Raw genomic sequence first — 13359 nt, forward strand, 5'->3', positions numbered from 1 at the left:
AATAACCGCGCAGCACTGATGCGCATGGATGGCCAACGATATGCTGTTAAGTCAAGAAGCCCTTAAGAAAATCGATCGCGAACTCGCGAAATACCCGGCGGACCAGCGCCAGTCTGCGGTCATGTCCGCGCTGCGCATCGCCCAGGTGGAACATGGCTGGCTGCCGGCCGAGCTGCAGCAGGAAATTGCCGACTACATCGGCATGCCCGCCGTGGCCGTGCAGGAAGTCGCGACCTTCTACAACATGTTCAACACCAGCCCGGTGGGCAAGCACAAGATCACCGTGTGCACCAACCTGCCGTGTCTGCTGTCGGGTGGCGAGCGTGCTGCCCATCACCTGAAGCACAAGCTGGGCATCGATTATCGCGAAACCACGGCCGACGGCCAGTTCACGCTGATGGAAGGCGAATGCATGGGCGCTTGCGGCGACGCACCGGTCATGCTGGTCAACAACCATCAAATGTGCAGCTGGATGTCCAACGAAAAGATCGACGCGCTGCTGGAGGAACTGAAGAAATGACCTGCCTGCACGACCGCCACATCAAACCGCTGATCCTCGCCGACCTGAACGGCGAGAACTGGCATCTCGAGGATTACGTCAAGCGCGGCGGCTACGATTCGCTCAAGCGCATCCTCAACGAGAAGATCACTCCGGAACAAGTCATCGCCGACCTCAAGGCCTCGGGCCTGCGTGGCCGCGGTGGTGCGGGTTTCCCGACCGGCCTGAAGTGGAGCTTCATGCCGCGCCAGTTCCCGGGCCAGAAATACCTCGTCTGCAATACAGATGAAGGTGAGCCGGGCACTTTCAAGGACCGTGACATCATTCGTTACAATCCGCACGCGCTGATCGAAGGCATGATCATCGGCGGCTACGCGATGGGCATCACGGTCGGCTACAACTACATCCACGGTGAAATCTTCGCCGAGTACGAGCGTTTCGAAGAAGCCCTGGAAGAAGCCCGTGCGGCCGGCTTCCTGGGTGACAACATCCTCGGTACCGGTTTCAGCTTCCAGCTGCACGCGCACCACGGTTATGGCGCCTACATCTGCGGCGAAGAGACCGCACTGCTGGAGTCGCTGGAAGGCAAGAAGGGCCAGCCGCGCTTCAAGCCGCCGTTCCCGGCCAGCTTCGGCCTGTACGGCAAGCCGACCACCATCAACAACACCGAGACCTTTGCGGCGGTGCCTTTCATCTTCAAGGTGGGCCCGCAGGCCTACGCCGAGATGGGCAAGCCCAACAACGGCGGCACCAAGATCTTCTCGATCTCGGGCGACGTCGAGCGTCCGGGCAACTACGAGATCCCGCTGGGCACGCCGTTCTCCACCCTGCTGGAACTGGCCGGTGGCATGCGCGGCGGCAAGAAGATCAAGGCCGTCATCCCGGGTGGTTCGTCCGCACCGGTGATCCGTGGCGACGTCATGATGGACACCACCATGGACTACGATGCCATCGCCAAGGCCGGCTCGATGCTGGGTTCGGGCGCGGTGATCGTGATGGACGAGACGCGTTGCATGGTCAAGTCGCTGCTGCGCCTGTCCTACTTCTACTATGAAGAATCCTGCGGCCAGTGCACACCGTGCCGCGAAGGCACCGGCTGGATGTACCGCATGGTGGAGCGTATCGAAAACGGTCACGGCAAGATGGAAGATTTGGACGTACTGAACTCGGTAGCCGACAACATCCAGGGCCGCACCATCTGTGCGCTCGGTGATGCAGCGGCGATGCCGGTACGCGCGTTCGTGAAGAATTTCCGCGAAGAGTTCGAATACCACATCGAGCACAAACACTGCCTGGTTCCGGCTTACATCTGAACAGGGCAGGGGATGCTGGCGGGATGCGATAAGCCTTCCGTCGGTATCGTTGGCAAAGAATATTTAGCTTGGGCAAACAGCCATGGTTGAAATCGAAATAGACGGCAAGAAGGTTGAAGTGCAAGAAGGCAGCATGGTCATGGACGCTGCCAACAAGATCGGCACGTACATCCCTCACTTCTGCTATCACAAGAAACTGTCCATCGCGGCCAACTGCCGCATGTGCCTGGTCGAGGTTGAAAAGGCCCCGAAGCCGCTGCCTGCCTGCGCCACGCCGGTCAACAACGGCATGATCGTGCGCACCGCCAGCGACAAGGCCGTCAAGGCCCAGAAGGGCGTGATGGAATTCCTCCTGATCAACCACCCGCTGGATTGCCCCATCTGCGACCAGGGCGGTGAGTGCCAGCTGCAGGATCTGGCCGTCGGTTACGGCGGTTCCTCCTCGCGCTACCAGGAAGAAAAGCGTGTCGTGGAGCCCAAGGACGTCGGTCCGCTGATCTCCATGAAGGAAATGAACCGCTGCATTCACTGCACCCGCTGCGTGCGCTTCGGCCAGGAAGTGGCCGGCGTGATGGAGCTGGGCATGCTGGGCCGCGGTGAACATTCCGAGATCACCACCTTCGTCGGCAAGACCGTGGACTCCGAACTGTCGGGCAACATGATCGACCTGTGCCCGGTCGGTGCGCTGACCTCCAAGCCGTTCCGCTACAGCGCCCGTACCTGGGAACTGTCGCGCCGCAAGTCGGTGAGCCCGCACGACAGCGTCGGTGCCAACCTGATCGTCCAGGTCAAGAATGGCAAGGTCATGCGCGTGCTGCCCTTCGAAAATGAAGAAGTCAACGAGTGCTGGATCTCTGACAAGGACCGTTTCGCTTACGAAGCGCTGGACAGCGATCAACGCCTGACCAAGCCGATGTTGAAGCAGGACGGCAAGTGGCAGGAAGTTGACTGGCAGACTGCGCTGGAATACGTCGCCCACGGCCTGCGCAACATCCGTCACGAACATGGTGCGGACTCGATCGCCGCGCTGGGTACCCCGTACTCCACGCTGGAAGAACTGAGCCTGCTGCAGAAGCTGGTGCGCGGTGTCGGTTCGGACAACGTCGACTTCCGCCTGCGCCAGTCCGACTTCGGCCTGGATGGCCAGATCAAGCCGTGGCTTGGCATGTCCATCGTCGAGTTCTCGCAGCTGAACCGCGTGTTCGTGATCGGTTCCTTCCTGCGCAAGGATCATCCGCTGCTGTCTGCCCGCCTGCGCCAGTCCGCCAAGAGCGGTGCCAAGGTCAGCGTGCTGCACGCTACCGACGACGATCTGCTGATGCCGATCGCCAACAAGATCATCGCCGCTCCCTCGGCATGGCTGTCTGCCCTGGCCGAAGTGGCCGTGGCCGTGGCTGAAGCCAAGGGTGTGGCTGCCCCCGCCGCCTACGCTGGCGTGGTGGCATCGGACGCTGCCAAGGCGACCGCCGCCAGCCTGCTGTCGGGCGAAGGCCGTGGCGTCTTCCTGGGCAATGCGGCCGTCCAGCATCCGCAAGCTGCGCAACTGCATGCTGCTGCACAGTGGATCGCCGAACAGACCGGTGCCAAGCTGGGCGTGCTGACCGATGGCGGCAACGCCGTGGGCGGCTACCTGGCCAACGCCGTGCCGACTCCGGGCAAGGGTGCCAACGCTGCTGCCGTGTTCGCACAGCCGCGCAAGGCTTACCTGCTGCTGAACGCCGAGCCGGAACTGGACAGCTACGACCCGCAAGCGGCCCGTGCCGCCCTGGGCCAGGCCGAGATGGTTGTGGTGATGTCGGCCTACCAGCACGGTGCTGACTACGCCGACGTGCTGCTGCCGATCGCACCCTTCACCGAAACCGCCGGTACCTTCGTCAATGCCGAAGGCCGTGCGCAAAGCTTCAACGGTACTGTCAAGCCGGCCGGCGATGCGCGTCCGGGCTGGAAGGTCCTGCGCGTGCTGGGCAACCTGCTGGAACTGGAAAACTTCGATTACGAAACCGCCGAATCCATCCGCGACGAGCTGCTGGGCAAAGAAACCGACCTGTCGGCGCGCCTGAACAACATTGCCAGCGTACAAGCGCAGGCTGTGCAAGCCGCCGCCGGTGGTGTCGAGCGCGTGGCCGATGTGCCCATCTACTTCGCCGACGCCATCGCACGCCGTTCGCCGCCGCTCTTGGAAACCCGCGACGGCCAGGCTCCGAAGGCATGGCTGTCGGCTACCCTGGCCGCCAAGCTGGGTGTGGCTGAAGGCGACAAGGTCAACGTCAAGCAAGGCTCGGGCAGCGCTGCGCTGACCGCCGCCATCGATAAGAAACTGCCGGAAAACGTGGTTCGCGTCGCTGCTGCGCACGCCTCCACCGCTGCACTGGGCGGCATGTTTGGCGCAATCGTCGTGGAGAAAGCGTAAAAATGGATCATCTGATCGCCCAAATCAACAATGTGGGACCGGCGCTGCTGGGTCCGACCCTGTTCACGCTGGTGTGGACTCTGGTCAAGATCCTGGTGGTGATGGTGCCGCTGCTGGTGTGCGTGGCCTACATGACCTACTGGGAGCGCAAGCTGATCGGCTGGATGCACGTGCGTCTGGGCCCGAACCGTGTGGGTCCTGCTGGTCTGCTGCAGCCCATCGCTGACGCCGTCAAGCTGATCTTCAAGGAAATCTCGACCCCGTCCAAGGCCAACAAGGCGCTGTTCTACCTGGCGCCGGTGATGACCATCATGCCGGCGCTGGCCGCCTGGGCGGTGGTGCCGTTCTCGCCGGAACACGTGCTGGCCAACGTCAACGCCGGCCTGCTGTATCTGATGGCCATTACCTCGATGGAAGTCTACGGCATCATCATCGCCGGCTGGGCCTCGAACTCGAAGTACGCCTTCCTGGGTGCAATGCGCGCTTCGGCACAGATGGTGTCCTACGAAATCTCGATGGGCTTCTGCCTGGTGGTGGTGCTGATGGTCACCGGCAGCCTGAACATGACCGACATCGTGCTGGCCCAGACCAAGGGGCAGTTCGCCGGCATGGGCCTGAACTTCCTGTCCTGGAACTGGCTGCCGCTGCTGCCGATCTTCGTGATCTACTTCGTCTCCGGCGTGGCCGAGACCAACCGCCACCCGTTCGATGTGGTGGAAGGTGAATCCGAAATCGTGGCCGGTCACATGATCGAATACTCGGGCATGTCCTTCGCCATGTTCTTCCTGGCCGAATACGCCGCGATGATCCTGATCTCGATCCTGACCGCACTGCTGTTCTTCGGCGGCTGGTCGGCTCCGGTGTCCGCGCTGGACTTCATCCCGGGCTGGATCTGGCTGGGCTTGAAGACCTTCTTCTTCCTGTCGCTGTACGTGTGGATCCGCGCATCGTTCCCGCGCTACCGCTATGACCAGATCATGCGTCTGGGCTGGAAAGTGTTCATCCCGCTGACCCTGGTCTGGCTGGTGGTCGTGGCGATCTGGATCCAGTCGCCCTGGAATATCTGGAAATAAGTTGGAAGGCTGAGGCTAAAAATGGAAGCTATTAAGGATTTTTTCGGCAGCCTGATGCTCCGCGAACTGTTCAAGGGCCTGGCCCTGACCGGTCGCTACCTGTTCAAGCGCAAGATCACCGTGCAGTTCCCCGAGGAAAAGACGCCGATGTCCCCGCGTTTCCGCGGCCTGCACGCGCTGCGCCGTTATCCCAACGGTGAAGAACGCTGCATCGCTTGCAAGCTGTGCGAAGCGGTCTGCCCGGCGATGGCCATCACCATCGAATCCGAGCAGCGTGACGACGGAACCCGTCGCACCAGCCGCTACGACATCGACCTGACCAAGTGCATCTTCTGCGGTTTCTGCGAAGAGTCCTGCCCGGTCGACTCGATCGTCGAAACGCACATCCTGGAATACCACGGTGAAAAGCGGGGCGACCTGTACTACACCAAGGAAATGCTGCTGGCAGTGGGCGACCGTTACGAAAACGAAATCGCCGCTGCACGTGCGGCTGACGCCGCCTACCGTTGATCGGTGCTGCCGGGTGGCCCTGCGAAATACGGGGCAGCCGGGCAGGGTGGTGCAGGGCTTGCGGCAAGGTGTCGGATGTATTGCGATGGGGTGGCCTGCTGTGCGGTCCCCGTGCTGATTGAATGAACCAACTTCTGGTTGATTATGGAATTTAAAACTGTCTTGTTCTACGTGTTCGCGGTGCTGGTGGTAATCGCCGCCGTTCGCGTCATCACGGCCCGCAACCCGGTGCATGCGGCGCTCTTCCTGGTGCTGTCCTTCTTCTCGGCAGCGGGCCTCTGGATGCTGCTCAAGGCCGAGTTCCTGGCCATCGTGCTGGTGCTGGTCTATGTCGGCGCGGTGATGGTGCTGTTCCTGTTCGTGGTGATGATGCTCGATATCAACATGGACAAGCTGCGCGAAGGCTTCTGGGGCTACTTCCCGCTGGCGGCCACCATCGGCGTGATCATCGTGCTGGAAATGGCAGCCGTGCTGCTCAACAGCTTCTGGGTCTACGAATCGCAGGTGCCGGCCGTCTCCGACACGCTGGGCCAGACCAAGCCGCTGGGCAAGCTGATCTTCACCGAATACGTCTACGCCTTTGAAGTGGCGGCCGTGATCCTGCTGGTGGCCATCGTCGCCGCCGTGGCACTGACCCTGCGCAAGCGCAAGGACAGCAAGTACTTCGATCCGGCCCAGGCCGTCAAGGTCAAGGCATCGGACCGCGTGCGCCTGGTCAGCATGAAGGCCGAATCCACCCGCAATGCACCCGCAGCCGACGCTGCCGCTGCAGCGGCCGACAAGCCGGCCGCCGGTCAACAACCTTAAGAAGGGCGCACAAGAATCATGGCAATCACGCTCTCCCACTACCTGATCATCGGCGCGATCCTGTTCGCGATCTCGATCGTCGGCATTTTCCTGAACCGCAAGAACGTCATCGTCCTGCTGATGGCCATCGAGCTGATGCTGCTTGCGGTCAACATGAACTTCATTGCTTTCTCGCATTACCTTGGTGACGCGGGCGGACAGATCTTCGTGTTCTTCATCCTGACCGTGGCTGCGGCTGAGTCCGCCATCGGTCTGGCGATTCTGGTGGTGCTGTTCCGTAACCTGGATACCATCAACGTGGAAGACCTCGACAGCCTCAAGGGCTGAGTCGGCATCCGCAGCGTCCTGTTTTTGCGTTCTGGTTTGAATTTCATTTAAAGATGGGAGGCCCCCTTGCAGCAGCGCTGCGGGCGGGGCAGCCAATAAGCGATAAGGTTCATCATGGCTGGGCAACTTAACCCACATCTTCTTCTTGCTGTACCCCTGGCGCCGCTGGCAGGCTCGGCCATCGCCGGTCTGCTGGGTACCAAATTCTTCGGCAACGTGGTTGGCCGCAAGGTGTCGCATACCGCGACCATCCTGGGCGTGCTGATCGCCGCCATCATCTCCATCCAGACCCTGCTCGCAGTGCTGGACGGCGCGACCTACAACGGTACGCTGTACAACTGGATGACGGTGGCCGGCCTCAAGCTGGAGATCGGCTTCATGGTCGACAGCCTGACCGCGATGATGATGTGCGTGGTGACCTTCGTGTCCCTGATGGTGCACATCTACACCATCGGCTACATGGCCGAAGATGAAGGCTACAACCGCTTCTTCTCCTACATCTCGCTGTTCACCTTCTCCATGCTCATGCTGGTTATGAGCAACAACTTCCTGCAGCTGTTCTTCGGCTGGGAAGCGGTGGGCCTGGTGTCCTACCTGCTGATCGGTTTCTGGTACACCCGCCCGACCGCCATCAAGGCCAACATGAAGGCCTTCCTGGTCAACCGCGTGGGTGACTTCGGCTTTATCCTGGGTATCGGCCTGCTGCTGGCCTACGCCGGTTCGATGAACTACACCGAAGTCTTCGACAAGCGCGCCGAGCTGGCCCAGCTGACCCTGCCGGGTACCGACTGGATGCTGCTGACCGTGGCATGTATCTGCTTGTTCGTGGGTGCCATGGGCAAGTCGGCCCAGTTCCCGCTGCACGTCTGGCTGCCGGACTCGATGGAAGGCCCGACCCCGATTTCCGCGCTGATCCACGCCGCCACCATGGTGACGGCCGGTATCTTCATGGTGACCCGCATGTCGCCGCTCTTCGAACTGTCCGACACCGCGCTGTCCTTCATCCTGGTGATCGGTGCCATCACGGCGCTGTTCATGGGCTTCCTGGGCACCATGCAGAACGACATCAAGCGCGTGGTGGCTTACTCCACGCTGTCGCAGCTGGGTTACATGACCGTCGCGCTGGGTGCGTCGGCCTACTCGGTGGCCGTGTTCCACCTGATGACCCACGCCTTCTTCAAGGCACTGCTGTTCCTGGGTGCCGGTTCGGTCATCATCGGCATGCACCACGACCAGGACATGCGCAACATGGGCGGCCTGCGCAAGTACATGCCCATCACCTGGATCACTTCCCTGCTGGGCTCGCTGGCGCTGATCGGCACCCCGTTCTTCTCGGGCTTCTACTCCAAGGATTCGATCATCGAAGCCGCGGCCGAGTCGCACCTGGCCGGTTCCGGCTTCGCGTATTTCGCCGTGCTGGCCAGCGTCTTCGTGACGGCCTTCTACTCCTTCCGCATGTATTTCATGGTCTTCCATGGCAAGGAACGCTTCGGCCAGGCGCACGGCCATGACGATCACCACGCTCCGGCTGCGGCCCACGGCGTGCATGACGACCATGCGCACGATGCCCACGACGATCACGGCCACGATGAGCATCATCACGGCCTGGCCCCGGGTCAGAAGCCGCACGAGTCGCCGCTGGTGGTGACCCTGCCGCTGATCCTGCTGGCCATTCCCTCGGTCATCGTCGGTTTCTTCGCGATCTCGCCGATGCTGTATGGCGACTTCTTCAAGGGCGTGATCTTCTTCGGTGAAAATCACAAGGTCATGGAAGAACTGGCCCACGAATACCACGGCCCGGTGGCCATGGTGCTGCACGCCTTCACCAGCGCGCCGCTGTGGCTGGCCATTGCCGGTGTGGTCGTGGCGTACTACTGCTACATGATCAACCCGCGCGTGCCGGCCTGGTTCAAGGAAAAGTTCAGCATCATTTACACCATCCTGGACAACAAGTACTACATGGACAAGTTCAACGAAGTCGTCTTCGCCGGCGGTGCCCGCCTGCTGGGCAGCGGGCTGTCCACCGTGGGCGACCGTGGCATCATCGACGGCCTGTTCGTCAACGGCAGCGCCAAGGTCGTCGGCTGGTTCTCGAAATTCACGCGTCTCTGGCAGTCCGGTTACATCTATCACTATGCGTTCGTGATGATCATCGGGGTGCTGGGTTTCCTGGTGTGGTTCATGCCGTTCCCGTTCGCCAAATAAGCTGTCCGAGTAAATAACAACCATGATGCAGTCAACATTTCCCATCTTGAGCCTCGCGATCTGGGTACCGATCGTCTTCGGCATCCTCGTCCTGGCACTGGGCCGCGACAGCAATCCGGGCCTGACCCGCTGGCTGGCGCTGTTCGGGTCGCTGGTCGGCCTGGTCGTTACTTTCCCGCTGATCCAGCACTTCGATCCGCTGGCGCACGGTTACCAGTTCGTCGAAAAGACGCCCTGGATCGACCGCTTCAGCATCAGCTACTTCCTCGGGCTGGACGGCATCTCGCTGTGGTTCGTGCCGCTGACCGCCTTCATCACGGTCATCGTGGTGCTGGCCGGCTGGGTGGTGATCCAGAAGCGCGTGGCCCAGTACATGGGTGCCTTCCTGATCCTCTCCGGCATCATGATCGGCGTGTTCTCCTCGCTGGATGCGATGCTGTTCTACGCCTTCTTCGAAGCGACCCTGATCCCGATGTTCATCATCGTGGGTGTCTGGGGCGGCGACAACCGCGTGTATGCAGCCTTCAAGCTGTTCCTGTACACGCTGCTGGGTTCGCTGCTGATGCTCATCGCCCTGATCTACCTGTACTACGTGTCGGGCGGCAGCTTCGAGATCCCGACCTGGCACCAGGTGCCGCTGTCGATGATGGAACAGAAGATCCTGTTCTTCGCCTTCCTGGCCGCTTTCGCGGTGAAGGTGCCGATGTGGCCGGTGCACACCTGGCTGCCTGACGCCCACGTGCAGGCACCGACCGGTGGCTCCATCGTGCTGGCTGCGATCATGCTGAAGCTGGGTGCCTACGGTTTCCTGCGCTTCTCGCTGCCGATCCTGCCGGACGCCAGCCATGCGCTGTCGGGCTTCATGATCTTCCTGTCACTGGTGGCCGTGATCTACATCGGTCTGGTGGCCCTGGTCCAGCAGGATATGAAGAAACTGGTTGCCTACTCGTCGATCGCCCACATGGGCTTCGTCACCCTGGGCTTCTTCATGTTCAACGACATGGCAGTGCAGGGCGGTATCGTGCAGATGATCTCGCACGGTTTCGTCTCCGGCGCGATGTTCATGTGTATCGGCGTGCTGTATGACCAGATGCATACCCGTGAGATTTCGCAGTACGGCGGTGTGGTCAACAAGATGCCGCGCTTCGCCTTCTTCTTCATCCTGTTCTCGCTGGCCAACTGCGGCCTGCCGGCCACTTCCGGTTTCGTCGGCGAATTCATGGTGATCCTGGGTGCAGTGAAGTTCAACTTCTGGATTGGCCTGCTGGCTGCTACCGCCCTGATTCTGGGCGCGGCATACTCGCTGTGGCTGGCCAAGCGCGTGATCTTCGGTGCCGTGACCAACCATCACGTGGCTGAACTGGTGGATGTGAATGGCCGCGAGTTCTTCATCCTGGGCCTGCTGGCGATCGCTACCCTGGTCATGGGTATCTATCCGGGCATCATCACCGACAGCATCCAGACCTCGGTGACCGACCTGCTGAAGCACGTGGCGGTCTCCAAGATCAACTGATCTGCGCAGAAGAAGTGAAGGGCGGGGCGCTAGCGTCCCGCCGACAACCAAGCTGGGCAACAACGAGTAACGAGACGAGCCGGTGTGGCATTGCCGGTCGGGCGGCGCGATCAAGGTCGCGACACAAGCGGGCGTACACAAGCGGTAGTAACTAAATGAATAACATGAATCTGATCCCTGTCTATCCGGAAATATTTCTGCTGATCGCGACTTCCGCGATCCTGCTGATCGATATGTTCCTGCCGGAAAGCAAGCGCGTCATTACCTATCTGCTGTCCCTGGCGGCGCTGGTGGTGTGTGCGGTACTGACCTTTGCCGACCTCAACACGGGCGCTACGGTCTACACGTTCAACAACATGTTCGTGTCCGATCCGCTGGCCAACCTGTTGAAGCTGTTCACCTACCTGGGTGTGGGCGTCACGCTCATCTACTCGCGCCAGTACAACACTGCTCGCGGCATCACCGGTGGTCCGCTGGGCGGCGAATACTACGCCCTGGCGCTGTTCGCGCTGCTGGGCCAGATGGTCATGATCTCCGGCAACAGCTTCCTGTCCATCTACCTGGGCCTGGAATTGATGTCGCTGTCGCTGTACGCCCTGGTGGCCCTGCGCCGTGACCACGCCGCTTCGACCGAAGCCGGCATGAAGTACTTCATCCTGGGCGCACTGGCCTCCGGCTTCCTGCTGTACGGCATGTCGATGCTGTACGGTGCGACCGGCGGTGCACTGGAGCTGAACGAAGTCTTCCGCGCCATCGTCTCCGGTACCGTTGACCGCACCCCGCTGGTGTTCGGCATCGTGTTCGTGGTGGCTGGCCTGGCCTTCAAGCTGGGTGCCGTGCCCTTCCACATGTGGGTGCCTGACGTCTACCAAGGTTCGCCCACCCCGGTGACCTTGCTGCTGGGTGCCGCACCTAAGCTGGCGACCTTCGCCATCACCTTCCGTCTGCTGGTCGAAGGCATGCTGCCGCTGGCCGTGGACTGGCAGCAGATGCTGATGGTGCTGGCCGTGCTGTCCATCATCCTGGGCAACGTCACCGCCATCGCACAGACCAACATCAAGCGCATGCTGGCCTACTCGACCATCTCGCACATGGGCTTCATGCTCTTGGGCATGCTGTCGGGCGTGGTCGACGGCAACCTGTTCTCGGCCGTCAACGCCTACAGCTCTTCGCTGTTCTACGCGGTGACCTATGTGATCACTACCCTGGGTTCCTTCGGCGTCATCATCCTGCTGTCGCGCTCGGGCTTCGAAGCCGACACCCTGGACGACTTCAAGGGTCTGAACCAGCGCAGCCCGTGGTTCGCCGCCGTGATGATGATCATGATGTTCTCGCTGGCCGGTATCCCGCCGCTGGTGGGCTTCTACGCCAAGCTGTCGGTGCTGCAGGCCGCCATGGCCACTGGCCAGATCTGGCTGCCGGTGCTGGCCGTGGTCTTCTCGCTGATCGGTGCCTTCTACTACATCCGCGTGGTCAAGGTGATGTATTTCGACGAGCCCACCGACACCAGCAAGATCGTCGCCACGCCTGAAATGCGTGTCGTGCTGAGCTTGAACGGTATCGCCGCCCTCGCCATCGGCCTGTGGCCGGGTCACCTGATGGATGCCTGCACCAACGCCATCGTCAGCACCCTGGCGACCTTCCTCAGCAAGGTCGTGGCGTAAGGAAACAGGGAAATGAACGTTTCCCTGTTCAGCTGGATCGTCATCCTGTTGGCCGCCCTGGCGGCCAATTTGCCTTTCTTCAACCAGCAATTGTTCGGCCTGATTCCGCTGAACAAGGACGCCGCCTGGGTCAAACCGATCTGGCTGCGGCTGCTGGAACTGGTGGTGCTGTATTTCCTGGTCGGCGTCGCTGCCCATCTGCTGGAAAGCGGCATCGGCAACGTCTTTTCGCAGGGCTGGGAATTCTATGCCATCACCGCTTGTCTGTTCCTGGTGCTGGCCTATCCTGGCTATGTGATGCGATACCTGCGCAAGCAGCACGCCTGAAGCAGCCTGCAAGAGGCGTCGGTCACTGACTGACGCCTTTTTTCTTGGTGCGTGCCGGTCGGGCGCGGCCAGTCGTTTTTCTTCTCCAACCTCATCCCCTCGCACAACTCATGGACGCCCATCTCAAAGAGACGCAGAAAGACACTCGCCAGGTTTACGACGGCCATTTCCTCAAGGTCCAAAAGGACACCATCGTGCTCCCGGACGGCAAGGAAACCAGCCGCGAATACATCAAGCACCCCGGTGCAGTCACGGTGCTGCCACTGTTCGAGGACGGGAGCGTGTTGATGGAGCGCCAGTTCCGCTATCCGCTGCACCGGGTCTTCATCGAATTCCCGGCCGGGAAGATCGATCCGGGTGAAGATACGCTGGAGTGCGCCAAGCGCGAACTGAAGGAAGAGACCGGTTATACCGCCACAGAATGGCAATACGTGTGCACCATTCACAATGCCATCGCCTATTCGGATGAACATCTGGTGCTGTATCTGGCGCGTGGCTTGAAAGAGGGCGAGCGGGAGTTGGACGAAGGTGAATTCCTCGACATCTACAAGGCCCCGCTGGCCGAGCTGCTGGAACAGGTACGCAATGGTCAGATCACGGATGTGAAGACCGTGATCGGGGTGTTCTGGCTGGAGAAGATAGTCAATGGCAGCTGGACCCCGCCCGAACGCCCGGCCGGCATCTGAGAACTGCGCTGACCCAACGAAAAAA

General features: G+C 61.0%; 12 protein-coding genes. All 12 read left to right on the forward strand.

The features are described from left to right. The first annotated feature begins 28 nt into the window (after positions 1-28). On the forward strand, positions 29-520 hold the full coding sequence (gene nuoE / locus E2K99_RS08960) for an NADH-quinone oxidoreductase subunit NuoE (RefSeq protein ID WP_006712943.1): 492 nt from the start codon (positions 29-31) through the stop codon (positions 518-520). Continuing rightward, positions 517-1812 carry an NADH-quinone oxidoreductase subunit NuoF gene (gene nuoF / locus E2K99_RS08965; protein WP_008327658.1) on the forward strand — a complete coding sequence of 432 codons (1296 nt, stop codon included), beginning with the start codon at positions 517-519 and terminating at the stop codon, positions 1810-1812. The genes nuoE and nuoF overlap by 4 nt, the downstream gene beginning before the upstream one ends. Positions 1813-1894: 82 nt before the next feature. Next, positions 1895-4222: an NADH-quinone oxidoreductase subunit NuoG gene (gene nuoG / locus E2K99_RS08970; protein WP_039786705.1), complete on the forward strand. Its 2328-nt coding sequence runs from the start codon at positions 1895-1897 to the stop codon at positions 4220-4222. Positions 4223-4224: 2 nt separating this feature from the next. Next, a complete protein-coding gene (gene nuoH, locus E2K99_RS08975) occupies positions 4225-5295 on the forward strand; it encodes an NADH-quinone oxidoreductase subunit NuoH (protein WP_121039202.1) in 1071 nt (356 codons plus the stop codon). A 21-nt stretch (positions 5296-5316) separates the two neighbouring features. Then, the gene (nuoI, locus tag E2K99_RS08980; RefSeq protein ID WP_039786702.1) at positions 5317-5805 is read left to right on the forward strand and encodes an NADH-quinone oxidoreductase subunit NuoI; all 489 of its coding nucleotides are present in this window, start codon (positions 5317-5319) and stop codon (positions 5803-5805) included. 144 nt (positions 5806-5949) lie between these two features. After that, positions 5950-6612, forward strand: a complete 663-nt coding sequence (locus E2K99_RS08985) for an NADH-quinone oxidoreductase subunit J (RefSeq protein ID WP_134222006.1) — start codon at positions 5950-5952, stop codon at positions 6610-6612. A gap of 18 nt (positions 6613-6630) precedes the next feature. Then, the gene (gene nuoK, locus E2K99_RS08990) at positions 6631-6939 is read left to right on the forward strand and encodes an NADH-quinone oxidoreductase subunit NuoK (protein WP_013233782.1); all 309 of its coding nucleotides are present in this window, start codon (positions 6631-6633) and stop codon (positions 6937-6939) included. Between the two features lie 114 nt (positions 6940-7053). Then, on the forward strand, positions 7054-9144 hold the full coding sequence (nuoL, locus tag E2K99_RS08995) for an NADH-quinone oxidoreductase subunit L (RefSeq protein WP_034337678.1): 2091 nt from the start codon (positions 7054-7056) through the stop codon (positions 9142-9144). Positions 9145-9166: 22 nt separating this feature from the next. After that, positions 9167-10657 (forward strand): NADH-quinone oxidoreductase subunit M, encoded by a 1491-nt coding sequence (locus E2K99_RS09000; protein WP_039786695.1) that lies wholly within the window; start codon positions 9167-9169, stop codon positions 10655-10657. 155 nt (positions 10658-10812) lie between these two features. Continuing rightward, positions 10813-12321, forward strand: a complete 1509-nt coding sequence (gene nuoN / locus E2K99_RS09005; RefSeq protein ID WP_121039205.1) for an NADH-quinone oxidoreductase subunit NuoN — start codon at positions 10813-10815, stop codon at positions 12319-12321. Positions 12322-12333: 12 nt separating this feature from the next. After that, positions 12334-12648 (forward strand): DUF2818 family protein, encoded by a 315-nt coding sequence (locus tag E2K99_RS09010; RefSeq protein WP_121039208.1) that lies wholly within the window; start codon positions 12334-12336, stop codon positions 12646-12648. A gap of 110 nt (positions 12649-12758) precedes the next feature. Continuing rightward, positions 12759-13334: an NUDIX domain-containing protein gene (locus E2K99_RS09015; protein ID WP_034337690.1), complete on the forward strand. Its 576-nt coding sequence runs from the start codon at positions 12759-12761 to the stop codon at positions 13332-13334. The last annotated feature ends 25 nt before the right edge of the window (positions 13335-13359 follow it).

This window comes from Herbaspirillum huttiense, assembly GCF_004367745.1.
Taxonomy (GTDB): domain Bacteria; phylum Pseudomonadota; class Gammaproteobacteria; order Burkholderiales; family Burkholderiaceae_D; genus Herbaspirillum; species Herbaspirillum huttiense.

What these genes read in the sequence shown, in the direction of transcription:
- nuoK (WP_013233782.1), top strand. Translation starts at nt 6,631, where the DNA reads ATGGCAATCACGCTCTCCCACTACCTGATCATCGGCGCGATCCTGTTC.
- nuoN (WP_121039205.1), top strand. Translation starts at nt 10,813, where the DNA reads ATGAATAACATGAATCTGATCCCTGTCTATCCGGAAATATTTCTGCTG.
- nuoH (WP_121039202.1), top strand. Translation starts at nt 4,225, where the DNA reads ATGGATCATCTGATCGCCCAAATCAACAATGTGGGACCGGCGCTGCTG.
- nuoG (WP_039786705.1), top strand. Translation starts at nt 1,895, where the DNA reads ATGGTTGAAATCGAAATAGACGGCAAGAAGGTTGAAGTGCAAGAAGGC.
- E2K99_RS09015 (WP_034337690.1), top strand. Translation starts at nt 12,759, where the DNA reads ATGGACGCCCATCTCAAAGAGACGCAGAAAGACACTCGCCAGGTTTAC.
- E2K99_RS09010 (WP_121039208.1), top strand. Translation starts at nt 12,334, where the DNA reads ATGAACGTTTCCCTGTTCAGCTGGATCGTCATCCTGTTGGCCGCCCTG.
- nuoI (WP_039786702.1), top strand. Translation starts at nt 5,317, where the DNA reads ATGGAAGCTATTAAGGATTTTTTCGGCAGCCTGATGCTCCGCGAACTG.
- nuoL (WP_034337678.1), top strand. Translation starts at nt 7,054, where the DNA reads ATGGCTGGGCAACTTAACCCACATCTTCTTCTTGCTGTACCCCTGGCG.
- E2K99_RS09000 (WP_039786695.1), top strand. Translation starts at nt 9,167, where the DNA reads ATGATGCAGTCAACATTTCCCATCTTGAGCCTCGCGATCTGGGTACCG.
- nuoE (WP_006712943.1), top strand. Translation starts at nt 29, where the DNA reads ATGGCCAACGATATGCTGTTAAGTCAAGAAGCCCTTAAGAAAATCGAT.
- nuoF (WP_008327658.1), top strand. Translation starts at nt 517, where the DNA reads ATGACCTGCCTGCACGACCGCCACATCAAACCGCTGATCCTCGCCGAC.
- E2K99_RS08985 (WP_134222006.1), top strand. Translation starts at nt 5,950, where the DNA reads ATGGAATTTAAAACTGTCTTGTTCTACGTGTTCGCGGTGCTGGTGGTA.